Origin of the sequence: Paraburkholderia sp. BR13439, from assembly GCF_040948805.1 — a bacterium.
Taxonomy (GTDB): domain Bacteria; phylum Pseudomonadota; class Gammaproteobacteria; order Burkholderiales; family Burkholderiaceae; genus Paraburkholderia; species Paraburkholderia youngii.
Genome location: NZ_JBFPKN010000020.1, coordinates 1 through 21,093, shown reverse-complemented (window position 1 = coordinate 21,093; position 21,093 = coordinate 1). Strand labels below are relative to the sequence as shown.

At 59.9% G+C, this 21,093-nt stretch carries 14 protein-coding genes and 4 tRNA genes; all 18 read right to left on the bottom strand.

Annotated features, from left to right (window positions below; all coding sequences use genetic code 11):
* Nucleotides 1-122: 122 nt before the first annotated feature.
* Nucleotides 123-1,313 (bottom strand): elongation factor Tu, encoded by a 1,191-nt coding sequence (gene tuf / locus AB3X96_RS31225; protein WP_013090760.1) that lies wholly within the window; start codon nucleotides 1,311-1,313, stop codon nucleotides 123-125.
* A 48-nt stretch (nucleotides 1,314-1,361) separates the two neighbouring features.
* Nucleotides 1,362-3,464: an elongation factor G gene (gene fusA, locus AB3X96_RS31220; RefSeq protein ID WP_013090761.1), complete on the bottom strand. Its 2,103-nt coding sequence runs from the start codon at nucleotides 3,462-3,464 to the stop codon at nucleotides 1,362-1,364.
* A gap of 133 nt (nucleotides 3,465-3,597) precedes the next feature.
* Nucleotides 3,598-4,068, bottom strand: coding sequence for a 30S ribosomal protein S7 (rpsG, locus tag AB3X96_RS31215; RefSeq protein ID WP_006053291.1), 471 nt, complete (start codon nucleotides 4,066-4,068; stop codon nucleotides 3,598-3,600).
* Nucleotides 4,069-4,249: 181 nt separating this feature from the next.
* Nucleotides 4,250-4,630 carry a 30S ribosomal protein S12 gene (gene rpsL / locus AB3X96_RS31210; RefSeq protein ID WP_006053290.1) on the bottom strand — a complete coding sequence of 127 codons (381 nt, stop codon included), beginning with the start codon at nucleotides 4,628-4,630 and terminating at the stop codon, nucleotides 4,250-4,252.
* Nucleotides 4,631-4,850: 220 nt separating this feature from the next.
* A complete protein-coding gene (gene recQ / locus AB3X96_RS31205) occupies nucleotides 4,851-6,698 on the bottom strand; it encodes a DNA helicase RecQ (protein ID WP_176110096.1) in 1,848 nt (615 codons plus the stop codon).
* A 226-nt stretch (nucleotides 6,699-6,924) separates the two neighbouring features.
* Nucleotides 6,925-11,163: a DNA-directed RNA polymerase subunit beta' gene (gene rpoC, locus AB3X96_RS31200; RefSeq protein ID WP_176110095.1), complete on the bottom strand. Its 4,239-nt coding sequence runs from the start codon at nucleotides 11,161-11,163 to the stop codon at nucleotides 6,925-6,927.
* 21 nt (nucleotides 11,164-11,184) lie between these two features.
* Nucleotides 11,185-15,291: a DNA-directed RNA polymerase subunit beta gene (rpoB, locus tag AB3X96_RS31195; protein ID WP_368592717.1), complete on the bottom strand. Its 4,107-nt coding sequence runs from the start codon at nucleotides 15,289-15,291 to the stop codon at nucleotides 11,185-11,187.
* A 369-nt stretch (nucleotides 15,292-15,660) separates the two neighbouring features.
* Nucleotides 15,661-16,038 carry a 50S ribosomal protein L7/L12 gene (gene rplL, locus AB3X96_RS31190; RefSeq protein ID WP_368592716.1) on the bottom strand — a complete coding sequence of 126 codons (378 nt, stop codon included), beginning with the start codon at nucleotides 16,036-16,038 and terminating at the stop codon, nucleotides 15,661-15,663.
* Between the two features lie 63 nt (nucleotides 16,039-16,101).
* Entirely contained in the window at nucleotides 16,102-16,605 is a 504-nt protein-coding gene (gene rplJ / locus AB3X96_RS31185; RefSeq protein ID WP_176110093.1) for a 50S ribosomal protein L10, read from the bottom strand.
* A 303-nt stretch (nucleotides 16,606-16,908) separates the two neighbouring features.
* Nucleotides 16,909-17,607: a 50S ribosomal protein L1 gene (rplA, locus tag AB3X96_RS31180; RefSeq protein WP_368592715.1), complete on the bottom strand. Its 699-nt coding sequence runs from the start codon at nucleotides 17,605-17,607 to the stop codon at nucleotides 16,909-16,911.
* Nucleotides 17,608-18,039: a 50S ribosomal protein L11 gene (rplK, locus tag AB3X96_RS31175; RefSeq protein ID WP_008922976.1), complete on the bottom strand. Its 432-nt coding sequence runs from the start codon at nucleotides 18,037-18,039 to the stop codon at nucleotides 17,608-17,610.
* A 160-nt stretch (nucleotides 18,040-18,199) separates the two neighbouring features.
* A complete protein-coding gene (gene nusG / locus AB3X96_RS31170) occupies nucleotides 18,200-18,757 on the bottom strand; it encodes a transcription termination/antitermination protein NusG (RefSeq protein ID WP_075303275.1) in 558 nt (185 codons plus the stop codon).
* 1 nt (nucleotide 18,758) lies between these two features.
* Nucleotides 18,759-19,139, bottom strand: a complete 381-nt coding sequence (secE, locus tag AB3X96_RS31165; RefSeq protein ID WP_368592714.1) for a preprotein translocase subunit SecE — start codon at nucleotides 19,137-19,139, stop codon at nucleotides 18,759-18,761.
* Between the two features lie 35 nt (nucleotides 19,140-19,174).
* Nucleotides 19,175-19,250: transfer RNA gene (locus AB3X96_RS31160), tRNA-Trp, on the bottom strand.
* Between the two features lie 64 nt (nucleotides 19,251-19,314).
* Nucleotides 19,315-20,505 (bottom strand): elongation factor Tu, encoded by a 1,191-nt coding sequence (tuf, locus tag AB3X96_RS31155; RefSeq protein WP_013090760.1) that lies wholly within the window; start codon nucleotides 20,503-20,505, stop codon nucleotides 19,315-19,317.
* Nucleotides 20,506-20,567: 62 nt separating this feature from the next.
* Nucleotides 20,568-20,642: transfer RNA gene (locus tag AB3X96_RS31150), tRNA-Thr, on the bottom strand.
* A gap of 16 nt (nucleotides 20,643-20,658) precedes the next feature.
* Nucleotides 20,659-20,732 (bottom strand) — tRNA-Gly (locus AB3X96_RS31145).
* A 43-nt stretch (nucleotides 20,733-20,775) separates the two neighbouring features.
* Nucleotides 20,776-20,861: transfer RNA gene (locus AB3X96_RS31140), tRNA-Tyr, on the bottom strand.
* Nucleotides 20,862-21,093 lie beyond the last annotated feature (232 nt).

Genomic DNA, 21,093 nt, shown 5'->3' with positions numbered 1-21,093 from the left:
ATTCCTTGGAAAGAGCGAGGCGATATTGCACCGCCGAGTAGAAAAAGAACGTAGGCTCGGGCGCTTGCGGAGAGCGAGCGCCCGAGCCCGGGCGCTACATACTGCTACAGCAATCTGCGATGTTACTCGATGATCTTTGCGACGACACCAGCGCCGACCGTACGGCCACCTTCGCGAATTGCGAAGCGGAGGCCTTCTTCCATCGCGATCGGGTTGATCAGCTTCACCGTAATCGACACGTTGTCGCCCGGCATCACCATTTCCTTGTCCTTCGGCAGCTCGATCGAGCCCGTCACGTCCGTCGTACGGAAGTAGAACTGTGGACGGTAGTTGTTGAAGAACGGCGTGTGACGGCCGCCTTCGTCCTTGCTCAGCACGTACACTTCAGCCGTGAAGTGCGTGTGCGGGTTGATCGAACCCGGCTTGGCCAGAACCTGGCCACGCTCCACGTCTTCACGCTTCGTGCCGCGCAGCAGGATACCAACGTTGTCGCCAGCCTGACCCTGATCGAGCAGCTTGCGGAACATTTCCACGCCCGTGCAGGTCGTCTTGGCCGTTGCACGGATACCGACGATCTCGATTTCCTCGCCGACCTTGATCACGCCACGCTCGACGCGGCCCGTCACCACCGTGCCACGACCCGAGATCGAGAACACGTCTTCCACCGGCATCAGGAACGAACCGTCAACCGCGCGCTCCGGCGTCGGGATGTACGTGTCCAGCGCGTCGGCCAGGTTCATGATCGCCACTTCGCCCAGCTCGCCCTTGTCGCCTTCCAGCGCGAGCTTGGCCGAACCCTTGATGATCGGCGTGTCGTCGCCCGGGAAGTCGTACTTCGACAGAAGTTCGCGAACTTCCATCTCGACGAGCTCCAGCAGCTCAGCGTCGTCCACCATGTCGCACTTGTTCAGGAACACGATGATGTACGGAACGCCAACCTGACGCGCCAGCAGGATGTGCTCACGCGTTTGCGGCATCGGGCCGTCAGCAGCCGAGCACACCAGGATCGCGCCGTCCATCTGCGCCGCACCCGTGATCATGTTCTTCACGTAGTCAGCATGGCCCGGGCAGTCAACGTGTGCGTAGTGGCGGTTAGCCGTTTCGTACTCGACGTGCGCGGTGTTGATGGTAATGCCGCGCGCCTTTTCTTCCGGCGCCGCGTCGATCTGGTCGTACGCCTTCGCTTCGCCGCCAAACTTCTGCGTCAGAACCGTCGTGATCGCTGCCGTCAGCGTGGTCTTGCCGTGATCAACGTGACCGATCGTGCCCACGTTCACGTGCGGCTTGGTCCGTTCGAATTTACCTTTAGCCATGTTTCTCTTCTTTCAGTAAGTTAATCGTTGAATGACTTTGCCGCGCGATTACTTCGACTTCGCGTTGATGATCGCTTCCGACACGTTGCGCGGAGCTTCAGCGTAGTGCTTGAACTCCATCGTGTACGTTGCACGACCCTGCGTCAGCGAACGTAGCGACGTCGAGTAGCCGAACATTTCCGACAGCGGTACTTCGGCGCGAACGATCTTGCCGCCACCAACCATGTCTTCCATGCCCTGGACGATACCGCGACGGCCCGACAGGTCGCCCATCACGTTGCCCATGTAATCTTCCGGCGTTTCGACTTCCACAGCCATCATCGGTTCGAGGATGACCGGGCTTGCCTTACGCATTGCTTCCTTGAACGCCATCGAACCGGCCATGCGGAACGCATTTTCGTTCGAGTCAACGTCGTGGTACGAACCGAACGTCAGGTGAACCTTCACGTCAACGACCGGGAAGCCTGCCAGCACACCAGCCTTCAGCGTTTCCTGGATACCCTTGTCGACTGCCGGAATGTATTCACGCGGAATCACGCCGCCCTTGATCTCGTCGAGGAACTCATAACCCTTGCCTTGTTCGTTCGGCTCGAGCGTGATGACTGCGTGACCGTACTGACCGCGGCCGCCCGACTGCTTGACGAACTTGCCGTCAACGTCAGCCGCCGTGCTGCGGATCGTTTCGCGGTAAGCCACCTGCGGCTTGCCGACGGTCGCTTCCACGCCGAATTCACGCTTCATCCGGTCGACCAGAATTTCGAGGTGCAGTTCGCCCATACCCGAAATGATCGTTTGACCCGATTCTTCGTCCGTCTGAACGCGGAACGACGGATCTTCCTGGGCCAGGCGGTTCAGTGCCAGACCCATCTTTTCCTGGTCAGCCTTGGTCTTCGGCTCGACAGCCTGCGAAATCACCGGCTCCGGGAAAATCATGCGTTCGAGCACGATCGGGTTCTGCGGATCGCACAGCGTGTCGCCCGTGGTCGCCTCTTTCAGGCCGACCGCGGCAGCGATGTCGCCTGCGCGCACTTCCTTGATTTCTTCGCGCTGATTCGCGTGCATCTGCAGAATACGACCCAGACGTTCCTTCTTGTCCTTGGTCGCGTTCAGCACCGTGTCGCCCGAATTGACGACACCCGAGTACACACGGAAGAAGATCAGCTGGCCGACGAACGGGTCGGTCATGATCTTGAATGCCAGTGCCGAGAACTTTTCGTCGTCGGCCGCGCGGCGCTCAGCCTTTTCACCGTTTTCCAGTTCGCCGGTAACCGGCGGAATGTCGATCGGCGACGGCAGGAAGTCGAGCACGGCGTCCAGCATGCGCTGCACACCCTTGTTCTTGAACGCGGTGCCGCACAGCATCGGCTGAATTTCGCAAGCGATCGTACGGTCGCGCAGACCCTTGATGATTTCCTCTTCGGTCAGCTCGCCCGACTCGAGGTACTTGTTCATCATGTCTTCGTTCGCTTCAGCCGCGGCCTCGACCATCTTTTCACGCCATTCGTTGCACGTGTCGACGAGTTCTGCCGGGATGTCTTCGTACGAGAACTTGGTGCCTTGGGACGCGTCGTCCCAAATGATCGCCTTCATCTTCATCAGATCGACGACGCCCGTGAAGTTCTCTTCCGCGCCAATAGGCACGACGACCGGAACCGGGTTCGCCTTAAGACGCAGCTTGAGCTGGTCGTAGACCTTGAAGAAGTTCGCGCCGGTACGGTCCATCTTGTTGATGAACGCGAGACGGGGAACCTTGTACTTGTTAGCTTGACGCCACACGGTTTCCGACTGGGGCTGCACACCGCCCACAGCGCAGTACACCATGCACGCGCCATCGAGCACGCGCATCGAGCGCTCGACTTCGATCGTGAAGTCGACGTGACCCGGGGTGTCGATGATGTTGATGCGGTGCTCGGCGCGGTCGCCCGCCATGCCCTTCCAGAATGCCGTGGTAGCAGCGGAAGTAATCGTGATGCCGCGTTCCTGTTCCTGCTCCATCCAGTCCATGGTGGCAGCGCCGTCGTGAACTTCACCAATCTTGTGGTTCACGCCCGTGTAGAACAGAATGCGCTCGGTCGTCGTCGTTTTGCCGGCGTCGATGTGAGCGCTAATACCGATGTTACGGTAGCGCTCGATAGGAGTCTTGCGAGCCACTTTGATCCTCTATTGGGATGGCGCGATGCGAGAGATACCCATCGCGCTGTAACACAAACGGGCGAGGCGCCCTTGAAGCGCACCCGCCCGGAATTTCTTTCCGTTTTTCCGCTAAACCCGGGGTCGGGAAAGCTTAGAAACGGAAGTGCGAGAACGCCTTGTTGGCTTCTGCCATCCGGTGAACTTCGTCGCGCTTCTTCATCGCGCCGCCACGGCCTTCGGCCGCTTCGGAGAGTTCACCTGCCAGACGCAGGGCCATCGACTTCTCGCTGCGCTTCTTCGCGGCTTCACGCAGCCAACGCATCGCCAATGCCATACGACGCGACGGGCGCACTTCGACCGGAACCTGATAGTTCGCACCACCAACGCGGCGGCTCTTCACTTCGACCACCGGCTTGACGTTGTTGAGCGCCACCGTGAACACCTCCAGCGGGTCCTTGCCACCCTTGGTCTGGATCTGTTCGAAAGCGCCGTACACGATACGCTCGGCAACCGACTTCTTGCCGGAGAGCATCAGGACGTTCATGAATTTTGCTACATCAACGTTGCCGAACTTCGGATCCGGCAACACTTCCCGCTTGGGGACTTCGCGACGACGCGGCATGTTTCTTCCTTTACCTTTTCAGTTGGAGCTGATTGCAGCCCCGCGGCCACCAACTAACCCGATTCATCCGTAAGACTAACCAGCCTGGTCGGGTGACCACTTACTCGATAGCACCGGCGATTCCGGCACCATCGCTATTACCGCCTTTGCAGGCGACCTGAAACTACGATTGACGGGCTAATTACTTGCCAGCCTTGGCACGCTTCGCACCGTACTTCGAGCGAGCCTGCTTACGATCCTTGACGCCCTGGGTATCCAGCGAGCCGCGGACCATGTGGTAACGCACACCCGGCAAGTCCTTCACACGGCCGCCGCGAATCAGCACGACCGAGTGTTCCTGCAGGTTGTGGCCTTCACCACCGATATACGAAATGACTTCGAAGCCATTCGTCAGGCGAACTTTGGCGACCTTACGAAGTGCCGAGTTCGGCTTCTTCGGCGTCGTGGTGTACACACGGGTGCACACGCCGCGACGCTGGGGGCAGTCCTGCAAGGCCGGGCTCTTGCTCTTCGTCGTTTCCGACGTGCGGCCTTTGCGAACCAGTTGATTGATGGTTGGCATTGTTTATTCCTGAAATTGAACAAAATCGACGCATCTGTTTCCGGGCAAAGCGGAAACGCCTGCGCATCGAACTTCCGGTTGGCCTACCTACGCACGAACTTAAGCCGCGCGCACGCATCCCAAGAACCGGAACCTAGCATAATATTCCGAAAATACTAAGGGAGTCAACAGGTTGCGATGTTTCGCATCCCTGTCAATCCGGCGAAACAGCCAGATGAGGTCAGTCGGCCGCTACGACGTTTAGCAATTCGTAACCGAAACGGTCAAGTTTACGGGCGCCCATGCCAGGAATCCCACGCAGATCCTCGATCGAATCCGGTCCGAGACGGGCGATTTCCGCAAGCGTCGCGTCATGGAAAATCACATAAGCCGGCACGCCGTCGCTCTTCGCGGTTTCGGTGCGCCACATGCGTAGACGCTCCCAGCGGGCGCGCTCGCGAGGTCCCATGCCGATGGTCGGATCGGCGCGTTCGCTGGTACGCCCCGCCGATTGACGCGTGCGTGTGGGCTTGACGTAGCGCCGCATCGTCACCTTCTGCTCGCCCTTTAGCACCGGCTTGCTCGCCTCCGTGAGCACGAGCGAACCGAAGCCCTCGTGGTCAACCGTCAGGTAGCCGAATGCGACTAGCTGACGGAAGATTGCACGCCACTCCGGCTCACCGAGCGCTGCGCCAATACCAAACGTGGTCAGCTTCTCGTGCCCGCGCTGCAGGATTTTCTCGCTGCGGTTGCCGCGCAAAATATCGATCAGGTGTCCGGCGCCAAAATGAAAGCCGCTCGCGCGCTGCGCGCGAAACACGCACGACAGGGCCATCTGAGCCTCGCGCGTCGCATCCCATGTCGGGGGCGGTTCGAGGCAGTTGTCGCAGTTGCCGCACGGCTGGCTCGTTTCGCCGAAGTACGCGAGCAGGCGCACTCGTCGGCAGGTCGCGGTTTCGCACAAACCGAGCAGCGCATCGAGCTTGCCGGTCTGGACGCGCTTGTGGGCGTCATCGGCTTCGGATTCGTCGATCATCTTGCGCTGCTGCACGACGTCGCCGAGCCCATAGGCCATCCACGCGTTCGACGGCAGCCCGTCCCGGCCCGCGCGGCCGGTCTCCTGGTAGTACCCTTCGACGCTCTTTGGCAAATCCAGATGGGCGACGAACCGCACGTCGGGTTTGTCGATGCCCATGCCGAACGCGATCGTCGCGCACATCACGATGCCTTCCTCGCGCTGGAACATTTCCTGATGCTTCTGGCGCACTTCGAATTCCATGCCGGCGTGGTATGGCAGCGCGCGCATGCCCTTTTCCTTCAGCCACTCGGCGGTCTCCTCGACCTTGCGGCGCGACAGGCAATAGACGACGCCCGCGTCGGTCGTGCCGTCGGCCTTCGTATGCTCGGCGCGGATGAAGTCGAGCAGTTGCGTGCGTGCGTTGTCTTTTTCGGCAATGCGATAGCGAATGTTCGGCCGATCGAAACTCGACACGAACACGCGCGCATCCTCGAGCGCGAGACGGTGGATGATTTCGTCGCGCGTGATCGCGTCGGCGGTCGCCGTCAGCGCAATGCGCGGCACATTCGGAAAGCGCTCGTGCAGCACCGACAGCTGGATATATTCGGGCCGGAAATCGTGTCCCCATTGCGACACACAGTGCGCTTCGTCGATCGCGAAAAGACCGATGCGCGTGCGCTCGAGCAGTTCCTGGAAGCGCGACGTCATCAGCCGCTCCGGTGCAACGTAGAGCAGATCGATGTCGCCGTCGCGAAGCGCCCGCTCGGTGGCCATCGCCTCCGCGCTCGACAGCGTCGAGTTCAGGTACGCGGCCCGCACGCCGACTTCGGTCAACGCGGCCACCTGATCCTGCATCAACGCAATCAGCGGCGACACCACGATGCCGGTGCCAAAGCCGTGTTCGCGCCGCACCAGCGACGGAATCTGATAGCACAGCGATTTGCCGCCGCCCGTCGGCATCAGCACGAGGCAATCGCCGCCATCGGCGACGTGCTCGACAATTTCGCCCTGCTGCCCTCTGAACGCGGGATAACCAAAGACTTCGTTGAGGATTTCGAGCGGACGGGACATGTATTTGACAGAGACGGCGAAGGGAACGGCACGCAGGCGGTGAGACGAATTTTACCAACGCATTCGCGCCGCGCCCGCGCTTTGCGACAACCTTGGCCATCCGGCCTAGGGATGCGCCGGCGCATGGCACCGATGCACGCGCAAAAAATGAGCAAAAAAAAGCCGCTCAGTCGAAACTGAGCGGCTTTCGTGGCTCGTCAGGCAAGGCGGCTTGCGCCGCCAGCGCTTACTCGCCCGAGTGCTGCTGTTCGGCAGCCGGGGCTTCCGGCGTACCGAATTCGAACGACTCTTCCGCTGCGATCTGATCGAAACGCTCGCGGTCGGCCAGTTCCTTGCTCTTGCGCGCCTTGTGGAACGCGAGACCGGTACCGGCCGGAATCAGACGGCCGACGATCACGTTTTCCTTCAGGCCACGCAGGTCGTCGCGCTTGCCCATGATCGCCGCTTCGGTCAGCACGCGGGTCGTTTCCTGGAACGACGCCGCGGAGATGAACGAATCGGTCGACAGCGACGCCTTCGTGATACCGAGCAGCACGTTTTCGTACGTTGCCGGACGCTTGTCTTCCGCGATCATACGGTCGTTCTCGTCGAGCATGTCCGACCGCTCGACCTGTTCGCCCGGGATGAAACGGGTATCGCCGTTGTCCGTGATCTGGACGCGGCGCAGCATCTGACGCACGATCACTTCAATGTGCTTGTCGTTGATCTTCACGCCTTGCAGACGGTACACGTCCTGCACTTCGTCCACGATGTAACGCGACAGCGCCTCGACGCCCTGCAGACGCAGAATATCGTGCGGATCCGCCGGTCCGTCGACGATCATTTCGCCCTTGTTGACGACCTGACCATCGTGCACCAGAACCTGCTTTTCCTTCGCGATCAGGAACTCGTGCTGGTTGCCCTCGAGGTCCGTGATAACGAGACGCTGCTTGCCCTTCGTGTCCTTACCGAACGACGTCGTACCCGTGACTTCCGCCAGGATGCCTGCATCCTTCGGCGAACGTGCTTCGAACAGTTCCGCCACACGCGGCAGACCACCGGTAATGTCGCGCGTCTTCTGCGATTCGGTCGGGATACGTGCAAGCACTTCACCGACCTGCACCTGCTGACCGTCCTTCACGGTGATCAGCGCGCCGACCTGGAAGCCGATCTGCACCGAGTGCTCGGTGTTCGGGATCTTCACTTCCTCGCCGTTCGCATCGAGCAGCTTGACCTGCGGACGCACCGTCTTGGACGCCTGCGAACCACGACGCTTCACGTCGATCACGACGAGCGTTGACAGACCCGTCACGTCGTCGATCTGCTTCGCGACCGTCACGCCTTCTTCGACGTTCTCGAACTTCACCGTACCACCGTACTCGGTGATGATCGGACGCGTCATCGGATCCCACGTGGCCAGTTGCGTGCCGGCCTTGATCTGCGCACCGTCGAGCTGCAGCAGCGTGGCGCCGTACGGCACCTTGTGACGCTCGCGCTCGCGGCCGTGATCGTCGGTGATCATCGCTTCGCCCGAACGCGAGATGACGATCTGCTCGCCCTTCGCATTCGTAACGTAACGCATCGTCGACGTGAAACGCACCGTACCGTTCGACTTCGCTTCGACCGACGAAGCCACCGCCGCACGCGATGCTGCGCCACCGATGTGGAACGTACGCATCGTGAGCTGCGTGCCGGGTTCACCGATCGACTGCGCTGCGATCACGCCGACCGCTTCGCCGACGTTCACCAGCGAGCCGCGGCCGAGGTCGCGCCCGTAGCAGGCCGCGCACAGACCATAACGGGTTTCGCAGGTGAGCGGCGTGCGCACGCGCACTTCGTCGATGCCGAGGCGTTCGATATCTTCGACCGCGTCTTCGTCGAGCAGCGTGCCCGCTTCGAACAGCGTTTCCTGCGATTCCGGGTTGACGATGTCAGCCACCGCCACGCGACCCAGAATACGGTCACGCAGTGCTTCGACCACTTCACCGCCTTCCACGAGCGCCTTCATCGCCACGCCGTTCGACGTGCCGCAATCTTCCTCGACGACGACCAGATCCTGCGTCACGTCGACCAGACGACGCGTCAGGTAACCCGAGTTAGCGGTCTTCAGTGCCGTATCAGCCAGACCCTTACGTGCGCCGTGGGTCGAGATGAAGTACTGCAACACGTTCAGACCTTCGCGGAAGTTCGCCGTAATCGGCGTCTCGATGATCGAGCCGTCCGGCTTCGCCATCAGGCCGCGCATACCAGCCAGCTGACGGATCTGAACCGCGGAACCACGAGCGCCCGAGTCCGCCATCATGTAGATGGAGTTGAACGACTCCTGACGCGTCTGGTTGCCGTCACGGTCCGTGACCGGTTCCGTCGACAGCTGCTCCATCATCGCCTTGCCGACCGCTTCCGACGTTGCCGACCAGATGTCGACCACGTTGTTATAGCGTTCCTGTGCGGTGACGAGACCCGACATGTACTGACGGTCGTATTCCTTCACCTTCTTCGCGGCATCGCCGACGATGGTTTCTTTCTGCGGCGGCACGAGCATGTCGTCGACGCAGATCGAAATACCAGCGCGCGTTGCCAGACGGAAGCCCGACTGCATCAGCTGGTCGGCGAAAATCACCGTCTCACGCAGACCGCACTTTCGGAACGCCGTGTTGATCAGGCGCGAGATTTCCTTCTTCTTCAGCGGCTTGTTCAGCACCGAGAACGGCAGACCCGGCGGCAGGATTTCCGACAGGATCGAGCGGCCGACCGTGGTTGCGTACAGCGTGATCTTCGGCACGAATGCCGGCGCGCCTTCCGACTTGTCTTCGTTGTGGACCATTTCGGTGATCCGCACGTTGACGCGCGATGCAAGCTCGACTTCCTTGTTCTCGTACGCGCGCAGCACTTCCGACACGCCCGTGAACGTCAGGCCTTCGCCCTTGCCGTTCACCGCTTCGCGCGTCGCGTAGTACAGGCCGAGCACGATGTCCTGCGACGGCACGATCGACGGATCGCCGTTGGCCGGGAACAGCACGTTGTTCGATGCGAGCATCAGCGTGCGCGCTTCCATCTGCGCTTCGAGCGACAGCGGCACGTGAACGGCCATCTGGTCACCGTCGAAGTCGGCGTTGAACGCCGCGCAGACGAGCGGGTGCAGCTGGATTGCCTTACCTTCGATCAGCACCGGCTCGAAAGCCTGGATGCCGAGACGGTGCAGCGTCGGCGCGCGGTTCAGCATGACCGGATGTTCGCGGATCACCTCTTCGAGGATGTCCCACACCACCGGCGTCTGGTTCTCGACTTCCTTCTTCGCGGCCTTGATGGTGGTAGCGACACCCATCACTTCGAGCTTGTTGAAGATGAACGGCTTGAACAGTTCGAGCGCCATCAGCTTCGGCAGACCGCACTGATGCAGCTTCAGCGTCGGGCCAACCACGATCACCGAACGGCCCGAGTAGTCGACGCGCTTACCGAGCAGGTTTTGACGGAAGCGACCGCCCTTACCCTTGATCATGTCTGCGAGCGACTTCAGCGGACGCTTGTTCGCGCCGGTCATCGCCTTGCCGCGACGGCCGTTGTCGAGCAGCGAGTCGACGGCTTCCTGCAGCATCCGCTTTTCGTTGCGGACGATGATCTCAGGCGCCTTCAGCTCGAGCAGACGCTTCAACCGGTTGTTACGGTTGATCACGCGGCGATACAGGTCATTCAGGTCTGACGTTGCGAAACGGCCGCCGTCGAGCGGCACCAGCGGACGCAGTTCCGGCGGCAGCACCGGCAGCACTTCGAGGACCATCCAGTCCGGCTTGATGCCCGAACGCTGGAATGCCTCGAGCACCTTCAGGCGCTTCGCGTACTTCTTGATCTTCGCTTCCGAGCCGGTGTTGCGCAGCTCCGTGCGCAGCATTTCGACCTGCTCGTCGATGTTGATCGCACGCAGCAGCTCGCGAATACCTTCCGCGCCCATTTCCGCACGGAATTCGTCGCCGTATTCCTCGACCTTGTTGTAGTAATCCTCTTCGGTCATGATCTGCCGCGCTTTGAGCGGCGTCATGCCCGGATCGATCACCACGTATGCTTCGAAGTACAGCACGCGCTCGATGTCGCGCAGCGTCATGTCGAGCACCATGCCCAGACGCGACGGCAGCGACTTCAGAAACCAGATGTGCGCAACCGGCGAGGCCAGTTCAATGTGGCCCATGCGCTCGCGACGCACCTTCGCAAGCGTCACTTCGACGCCGCACTTCTCGCAGATCACGCCGCGGTGCTTCAGGCGCTTGTACTTGCCGCAAAGGCATTCGTAGTCCTTGATCGGACCGAAAATCTTCGCGCAGAACAGACCATCGCGCTCCGGCTTGAACGTGCGGTAGTTGATGGTTTCCGGCTTCTTGACTTCACCGAACGACCACGAACGGATCTTGTCCGGCGAGGCCAGACCGATCTTGATCGCGTCAAAAACTTCAGGTTGTTGGACTTGCTTGAATAGATCGAGCAAAGCTTTCATCGCTTCTCTCCAGTAGTCCGATTAGTTCCGGTCCAGGTCGATGTCGATACCCAGCGACCGGATTTCCTTCACCAACACGTTGAACGACTCAGGCATGCCGGCATCGATCACGTGATCGCCCTTGACCAGGTTCTCGTAAACCTTGGTCCGGCCCGTCACGTCGTCCGACTTCACCGTCAGCATTTCCTGCAGCACGTACGATGCGCCGTACGCTTCGAGCGCCCACACTTCCATTTCACCGAAACGCTGGCCACCGAACTGCGCCTTACCGCCCAACGGCTGCTGCGTCACGAGCGAGTACGGACCCGTGGAACGCGCGTGCATCTTGTCGTCGACCAGGTGGTGCAGCTTCAGGTAGTGCATGTAGCCGACCGTCACCGTACGTTCGAACATCTCGCCCGTGCGGCCGTCAAACAGACGCACCTGGTTCTTCGACGGCGTCATGCCGAGGTTCTCAGCGATCTCGTCCGGGAACGCCAGATCCAACGCGCGCGACATTTCTTCTTCCGTCGCACCGTCGAACACCGGCGTTGCAAACGGCACACCTTCGCGCAAATTCTTCGCCAGTTCGAGGATTTCGTCGTCGCTAAAGCTGTCCAGCTCTTCGGCGCGGCCCGATTCGTTGTAGATCTTGATCAGGAATTCGCGCAGTTCAGCGATCTTCGCCTGACGCTGCAGCATTTCGCCGATACGCCAGCCGAGACCCTTCGCGGCCCAACCCAGATGCACTTCGAGAACCTGACCCACGTTCATCCGCGACGGCACGCCGAGCGGGTTGAGAACGACGTCAGCCGGACGGCCGTCGGCCATGTACGGCATGTCTTCGATCGGCACGATCTTCGACACGACACCCTTGTTACCGTGACGGCCTGCCATCTTGTCGCCAGGTTGCAGACGGCGCTTCACTGCCAGATACACCTTGACCATCTTCAGCACGCCCGGCGGCAGTTCGTCGCCCTGGGTGAGCTTCTTGCGCTTCTCTTCGAACGCGAGGTCGAACTGGTGACGCTTCTCTTCGATCGAGTTCTTGATCGCTTCGAGCTGGGCCGCTGCTTCTTCATCCGCGAGGCGGATGTCGAACCAGTGGTAGTGGTCCAGATCTTCGAGGTAAGCGCGCTCGATCTTCGTGCCCTTCGCGAGCTTCTTCGGACCGCCGTTCGCAACCTTGCCTTCGAGCATTCGCGCGAGACGCTGGAACGCATCGCCTTCCACGATACGTAGCTGGTCGTTCAGGTCGAGACGATAGCGCTTCAGTTCATCGTCGATGATCTGTTGGGCGCGCTTGTCGCGCTGGATGCCTTCACGCGTGAACACCTGAACGTCGATCACGGTACCGCTCATGCCCGACGGCACACGCAGCGACGTGTCCTTCACGTCAGATGCCTTCTCACCGAAGATCGCGCGCAGCAGCTTTTCTTCCGGCGTCAGCTGGGTTTCGCCCTTCGGCGTGACCTTGCCGACCAGCACGTCGCCCGCTTCGACTTCCGCGCCGATGTACACGATGCCCGACTCGTCGAGACGGCCAAGCTGCACTTCCGCGAGGTTCGAGATGTCGCGCGTGATTTCTTCCGGTCCGAGCTTCGTGTCGCGAGCAACGACATTCAGTTCTTCGATGTGGATCGACGTGTAACGATCGTCCGCAACCACCTTCTCCGAGATCAGGATCGAGTCTTCGAAGTTGTAGCCGTTCCACGGCATGAACGCGATCAGCATGTTCTGGCCGAGCGCGAGCTCGCCCAGATCGGTTGATGCGCCGTCAGCCAGCACGTCACCTCGCGCAACCTTGTCGCCCATCTTCACGATCGGACGCTGGTTGATGTTCGTGTTCTGGTTCGAACGCGTGTACTTGATCAGGTTGTAAATGTCGACACCGACTTCACCTGCGACCGCTTCGTCGTCGTTCACGCGAATCACGATACGGCCCGCGTCGACGTAATCGACCACACCGCCACGCAGTGCCTGAACCGTCGTGCCCGAGTCGACCGCCACGGTGCGCTCGATGCCCGTACCAACGACCGGCTTTTCCGGACGCAGACACGGCACAGCCTGACGCTGCATGTTCGAGCCCATCAATGCGCGGTTCGCGTCGTCGTGCTCGAGGAACGGAATCAGCGAAGCTGCGACCGACACGATCTGCGACGGTGCCACGTCCATGTACTGGATCCGGTCCGGCGTGACCATCAGCGTTTCGCCAGCTTCACGCGACGACACGAGCTCGTCGGTCAGCGTGCCGTCGTCAGCCACCGCCGCGTTCGCCTGAGCGATCACGTAACGGCCTTCTTCGATCGCCGACAGGTAGTCGATCTGGTCGGTCACCTTGCCGTCCGCAACCTTGCGATACGGCGTTTCGAGGAAGCCGTATTCGTTCAGGTGCGCGTACAGAGCGAGCGAGTTGATCAGACCGATGTTCGGACCTTCCGGCGTTTCGATCGGGCACACGCGGCCGTAGTGGGTCGGATGCACGTCGCGGACTTCGAAGCCGGCGCGCTCACGCGTCAGACCGCCCGGGCCCAGCGCGGAAACACGACGCTTGTGCGTGATTTCCGACAGCGGGTTGGTCTGGTCCATGAACTGCGACAGCTGCGACGAACCGAAGAACTCGCGGATTGCCGACGAAATCGGCTTCGAGTTGATCAGGTCGTGCGGCATCAGGTTTTCGCTTTCGGCCTGGCCGAGGCGTTCCTTCACGGCACGTTCGACACGGACGAGACCCGCGCGGAACTGATTCTCCGCGAGTTCGCCGACGCAACGCACACGACGGTTGCCGAGGTGGTCGATGTCGTCGACTTCACCCTTGCCGTTGCGCAGCTCGACAAGGATCTTGATCGTCGCGAGGATGTCGTCGTCCTGCAGCGTCATCGGACCGACGATTTCGTCGCGGCCGACCCGGCGATTGAACTTCATACGACCCACCTTCGACAGGTCGTATGCTTCTTCGCTGTAGAACAGACGGTTGAACAGTGCCTCGACCGCTTCTTCGGTCGGCGGCTCGCCCGGGCGCATCATGCGGTAGATCGCAATGCGCGCGGCCATCTTGTCGGCCGTTTCGTCGATACGCAGCGTCGACGAGATATACGGACCCTGGTCCAGATCGTTCGTGTAGAGCGTCTGGATGTCCTTGATCTTCGCCTCACGCAGCTTCTCGAGCACGGACTCGGTGATTTCGTCGTTCGCGTTCGAGATGACTTCGCCGGTATCGCCGTCGATCACGTTCTTCGCGAGCACACGGCCGAGCAGATAGTCTTCCGGCACCGAGATGAACTTGGTCTTCGCGTTATCGAGGTCGCGAATGTGCTTCGCGTTGATCCGCTTGTCCTTCTGGACGATCACGTTGCCCTCGCGGTCCGTGATATCGAAGCGCGCGACTTCACCACGCAGACGCTCCGGCACGAATTCCATCTGCGCGCCTTCCGGCATCAGCGTGAAATTGTCGAACACGAAGAAGTTTGCGAGGATCTGTTCCGGCGTCAGGCCGATTGCCTTCAGCAGGATCGTGACCGGCATCTTGCGACGACGGTCGACGCGGAAGTAGAGCACGTCCTTCGGGTCGAATTCGAAGTCGAGCCACGAGCCGCGGTAAGGAATGATACGTGCCGAGAACAGCAGCTTGCCCGAGCTATGCGTCTTGCCTTTGTCGTGTTCGAAGAACACGCCCGGCGAACGGTGCAACTGCGAAACGATTACACGTTCCGTGCCATTGATGACGAACGAACCGGTCGGCGTCATGAGCGGGATTTCGCCCATGTACACTTCCTGTTCCTTCACTTCCTTGACGACCGGCTTGCTCGGCGATTCCTTGTCGAGCAGCACCAAACGCACCTTGGCGCGCAGCGCCGAGCAGTACGTCAGACCGCGCTGCTGGCATTCCTTGATGTTGAATGCCGGCGGCGACAGCATGTAGCTGACGAACTCGAGACGCGCGAAGCCGTTGTGCGAAACGATCGGGAAAACAGAAGTAAACGCGGCCTGCAGGCCTTCCGGCTTGCGGTGCGTAGACGACGTATCTGCTTGCAGAAACGTGCTGAATGATTCAAGCTGGGTAGCCAGCAGGAAAGGTACTTGGTGAACGATGGGGCGCTTCGCAAAACTCTTGCGAATACGCTTCTTCTCGGTGAAGGAATATTGCATACGATCTCCGAATCACGGCGGGCATAGTTGTCGAGGCAGGATACCTTGATGAGACAACCCGAGTGTTCACCGACTGAGACCCGATGGCCGTCCGATGGCTTGAACGAGCCTAGAAGCTTGGTGGTTGGCCGCTACCAACCGCTGGCTGACGGCAGCGGATGCCTGTGTTGCCCGCTGCCCGACCAAACTTGCCTTCTGCAGTCGCTTCAGAAGACAAAGAGAAGCGCCGGTCAATGTTACCGATTGGCGATTTTCTTTGGCTTCTGGGATTACGCCCTTGCCGGCATACACCTGCAAAAACGCAGCCCCCACAAAGCACAAAAAGGCCGGCGGTGAAAAACCGCCAGCCTTCGCACAGCGCGTTGAAACTTACTTGATTTCAACCTTCGCGCCGGCTTCTTCCAGCTTCTTCTTGGCTTCTTCAGCTGCAGCCTTGGGCACCGCTTCCTTAACGGGCTTCGGTGCGCCGTCGACCAGATCCTTCGCTTCCTTCAGGCCGAGACCCGTCAGTTCGCGAACAGCCTTAATGACGGAAACCTTGTTTGCACCGGTTTCAGCCAGGACGACCGTGAATTCGGTCTGCTCTTCAGCAGCAGCAGCGCCGCCGCCTGCGCCTGCCGGGCCTGCCACTGCAACAGCAGCTGCCGACACGCCAAACTTTTCTTCGAACGCCTTAACCAGCTCGTTCAGTTCCAGAACCGACATCGAGCCGACGGCTTCGAGGATGTCTTCTTTTGCGATTGCCATTTGAAATACTCCTAAATTGAATTCGGATACAGCCAGCGATCAATTACGCTCGACTGAAGTGCATTACGCAGCGGTTTCTTCGCCTTGTTTCTTTTCTGCCAGCGCGGCCAGGGCGCGCGCAAAGCCCGAAACAGGTGCCTGCATAACGAACAACAGCTTGGAGAGCAGTTCCTCGCGGCTCGGGATGTTTGCCAGCGCTTGCACGCCAGCCTTGTCCATCACCTTGCCTTCGTAGGAACCAGCCTTGATGACCAACTTGTCATTGCCCTTGCTGAAGTCATTGACGACCTTAGCAGCAGCAATTGCATCTTCCGAGATGCCGTAGATCAGGGGGCCAGTCATCTGCTCTGCCAGCGGAGCAAACGGGGTACCCTCAACGGCGCGACGCGCCAGCGTGTTCTTCAACACGCGAAGGTAAACCTGTTGCTCGCGCGCTTTCGCGCGCAGCTTGGTCAGATCGCCAACCGCGATTCCACGATACTCAGCCAGAACCACGGTCTGAGCTTTCGCGACTTGCGCGGCAACCTCAGCGACGACGGCCTGCTTGCTTTCTTTGTTGAGTGGCACGGTTAACCTCCAGATTCGATACACGCAGCGTGCGCCTTGTGTACCGCGTTCAATAACGGCGTCCGACCAGTCAGGAGTATTTCGACCGTCCTAAGCCCGCATTCCTACGGACATCGGACGGCTTCATCACTACAAAACCTTTTCGGGTTCGCCATCTGCGTTGGCCTTACATTAAGGACTCGCCTGCCTGCTGCGTGTCCGCCAACGGTCTTTGACAACCGGTTGCGCAATGCAGACTGCCACCTCGCAACCGCCCAAAGCCCTTAAAAACCGCCCCGATTCGCACCAGAGCGGCCAAATTCATTACTGTGTAGCGATCGACGTTTGGTCGACGCGAACGCCCACACCCATCGTGCTCGACAGCGCGACCTTGCGGAGGTACACGCCCTTGCTCGTTGCCGGCTTCGCCTTTTGCAGCGCTTCGATCAGCGCGTTCAGGTTGTTGCGCAGGGCTGCCGGTTCGAACGAAGCACGGCCGATCGTTGCGTGGATGATACCGGCCTTGTCGACACGGAATTGCACCTGACCCGCCTTGGCGTTCTTGACCGCAGTCGCGACGTCCGGGGTGACCGTGCCAACCTTCGGGTTCGGCATCAGGCCGCGCGGCCCCAGGATCTGACCGAGCGTACCGACAATACGCATCGTGTCCGGCGAAGCGATTACGATGTCGAAGTTCAGGTTGCCGGCCTTGACCTGTTCAGCCAGGTCTTCCATACCGACGACGTCAGCACCCGCGGCACGAGCCTGCTCAGCCTTGTCCCCCTGCGCGAACACAGCGACGCGCACCGACTTACCCGTGCCAGCCGGCAACACGACCGACCCACGAACCACTTGATCCGACTTCTTTGCGTCGATGCCGAGTTGCACGGCGACGTCGATCGACTCGTCAAACTTCGCGCTTGCACATTCCTTCACGAGCGACAGAGCATCCTCAATCGGATACAGCTTCTGACGATCCACTTTGGCTGCAAATGCTTGCAGACGCTTCGAAAGCTTAGCCATTTACACGCCCTCCACGGTGATGCCCATCGAGCGGGCGCTACCAGCGATTGTACGAACCGCTGCATCCAGATCAGCAGCCGTCAGATCGGGCATCTTGGTCTTGGCGATATCTTCGGCTTGAGCGCGGGTGATCTTGCCGACCTTGTCGGTGTGCGGCTTGCTCGAACCCTTGTCGAGCTTCGCCGCCTTCTTAATCAGAACCGTTGCCGGCGGCGTCTTCAGAACGAACGTGAAGCTCTTGTCTGCGAATGCCGTGATCACGACAGGAATCGGCAGACCCGGCTCCATTGCTTGGGTCTGTGCGTTGAACGCCTTGCAGAACTCCATGATGTTCAGGCCGCGCTGACCCAGTGCCGGACCAACCGGCGGCGAGGGGTTGGCTTTACCTGCAGGAATCTGCAGCTTGATAAAGCCGATAATTTTCTTTGCCATTTCGAGAACCTCTTTGGACCGCCGACCTACGTGCGGACGCTCAGTGAGTAGTAGCGCGTGTTCGCCGACAGTTGGCTAATTACGCTCCTCAACGGCCATTACGCGGACCGTAAGCGCGAAATACGGAACGCACCTAGCGATGCGCTCCGTAAAACTTTGACTACAACTTTTCGACCTGACCGAATTCCAACTCGACCGGCGTTGCCCGGCCGAAGATCGTAACGGAAACACGGACTCGCGACTTTTCGTAGTTCACTTCTTCGACGCTGCCGTTGAAATCTGTGAACGGGCCTTCTTTTACCCGCACCATCTCGCCTACTTCGAACAGGGTCTTCGGACGCGGTTTCTCCACGCCCTCCTGCATCTGCGACATGATTTTTTCAACTTCCCGAGGGGAAATCGGACTCGGGCGGTTGCGCGCCCCGCCTACAAAACCGGTCACCTTCGCAGTGTTCTTCACGAGGTGCCACGTTTCATCTGTCATTTCCATCTCGACTAAAACGTAGCCGGGAAAAAAACGACGTTCCGTCACTGATTTGTGACCACCCTTTACCTCAACAACTTCTTCTGTGGGAACGAGGATCTGCCCGAACTGATCCTGCATGCCAGCCCGCTCGATGCGCTCCTGGAGCGCTCGCTGCACACTCTTCTCCATACCTGAGTATGCGTGCACCACGTACCAACGCTTGCCACTCGGGGATGCCGGAGTATCACTCATATCATTTCCAACCCAGAATCGCCGAGAAAATCGCCCACTCGATGGATTTATCACAAACCCAGAGAAAGATGGCCATCACGACTACGAAGCCGAACACTACAAGCGTCGTTTGCGTGGCTTCTTTGCGAGTCGGCCAAACGACCTTACGGACTTCTTTATACGAGTCTTTGGCGAAAGCGATGAAACCCTTGCCCGGCGCCGAGAGAAGCCCGACTGCGACACCCGCGATCGCACCAATGGCCAAGGCAGCTCCGCGGATGTACCATTCCTGGCCACTAAGCCAGAAGAACCCCACGAACCCGGCCAAGACCAGCAACACACCGGCGATCAACATCAACTTGTCGCCGGATGTATTTACAGTTTCGACGGAAGGATTCGCCATAACACCTTAACGAAGCGCCACTACGACGCGATAGTTGGCAGGGGCAGAGGGAATCGAACCCCCAACCTTCGGTTTTGGAGACCGACGCTCTGCCAGTTGAGCTATACCCCTAAACCATTTGGGGTTGACGACGCCGCCAACCCCGATACAACCGATTATCGAGAACTGTCTGGCGTTACTCGATGATCTTTGCGACGACACCAGCGCCGACCGTACGGCCACCTTCGCGAATTGCGAAGCGGAGGCCTTCTTCCATCGCGATCGGGTTGATCAGCTTCACCGTAATCGACACGTTGTCGCCCGGCATCACCATTTCCTTGTCCTTCGGCAGCTCGATCGAGCCCGTCACGTCCGTCGTACGGAAGTAGAACTGTGGACGGTAGTTGTTGAAGAACGGCGTGTGACGGCCGCCTTCGTCCTTGCTCAGCACGTACACTTCAGCCGTGAAGTGCGTGTGCGGGTTGATCGAACCCGGCTTGGCCAGAACCTGGCCACGCTCCACGTCTTCACGCTTCGTGCCGCGCAGCAGGATACCAACGTTGTCGCCAGCCTGACCCTGATCGAGCAGCTTGCGGAACATTTCCACGCCCGTGCAGGTCGTCTTGGCCGTTGCACGGATACCGACGATCTCGATTTCCTCGCCGACCTTGATCACGCCACGCTCGACGCGGCCCGTCACCACCGTGCCACGACCCGAGATCGAGAACACGTCTTCCACCGGCATCAGGAACGAACCGTCAACCGCGCGCTCCGGCGTCGGGATGTACGTGTCCAGCGCGTCGGCCAGGTTCATGATCGCCACTTCGCCCAGCTCGCCCTTGTCGCCTTCCAGCGCGAGCTTGGCCGAACCCTTGATGATCGGCGTGTCGTCGCCCGGGAAGTCGTACTTCGACAGAAGTTCGCGAACTTCCATCTCGACGAGCTCCAGCAGCTCAGCGTCGTCCACCATGTCGCACTTGTTCAGGAACACGATGATGTACGGAACGCCAACCTGACGCGCCAGCAGGATGTGCTCACGCGTTTGCGGCATCGGGCCGTCAGCAGCCGAGCACACCAGGATCGCGCCGTCCATCTGCGCCGCACCCGTGATCATGTTCTTCACGTAGTCAGCATGGCCCGGGCAGTCAACGTGTGCGTAGTGGCGGTTAGCCGTTTCGTACTCGACGTGCGCGGTGTTGATGGTAATGCCGCGCGCCTTTTCTTCCGGCGCCGCGTCGATCTGGTCGTACGCCTTCGCTTCGCCGCCAAACTTCTGCGTCAGAACCGTCGTGATCGCTGCCGTCAGCGTGGTCTTGCCGTGGTCAACGTGACCGATCGTGCCCACGTTTACGTGCGGCTTGGTCCGCTCAAACTTACCCTTGGCCATTTTCGACTCCTAAGAGGATTTTCCGTACGTTGCGCCGGGCGCAAACAATCACCGATTACTTCTGGTGCCCATGGGCAGGATCGAACTGCCGACCTCTCCCTTACCAAGGGAGTGCTCTACCACTGAGCCACATGGGCGCTACATCTGTGCTGCTGGAGCGGGTGAAGGGAATCGAACCCTCGTCGTAAGCTTGGAAGGCTTCTGCTCTACCATTGAGCTACACCCGCAAGGATCATGGATTCCCAACAACTGCTGCTGCAACTTGCATTCTGGTGGAGGAGGTTGGATTCGAACCAACGTAGGCGTAAGCCAACAGATTTACAGTCTGCCCCCTTTAGCCACTCGGGCACCCCTCCGCAGAGAACTGATGATTATGGGGGAACAACATCCTTTTGTCAAGACCTGCTTGACCGTTCCGATCCCAACGCTCTCACTTATATAGTGATTGGCTGTTAGCTTTCCGTAAACGCAAAAACCCCACCGCTGGGCGGTGGGGTTTCTGGCTTTGGGGGAGCCTGACGATTACCTACTTTCACACGGGCAATCCGCACTATCATCGGCGTGGAGTCGTTTCACGGTCCTGTTCGG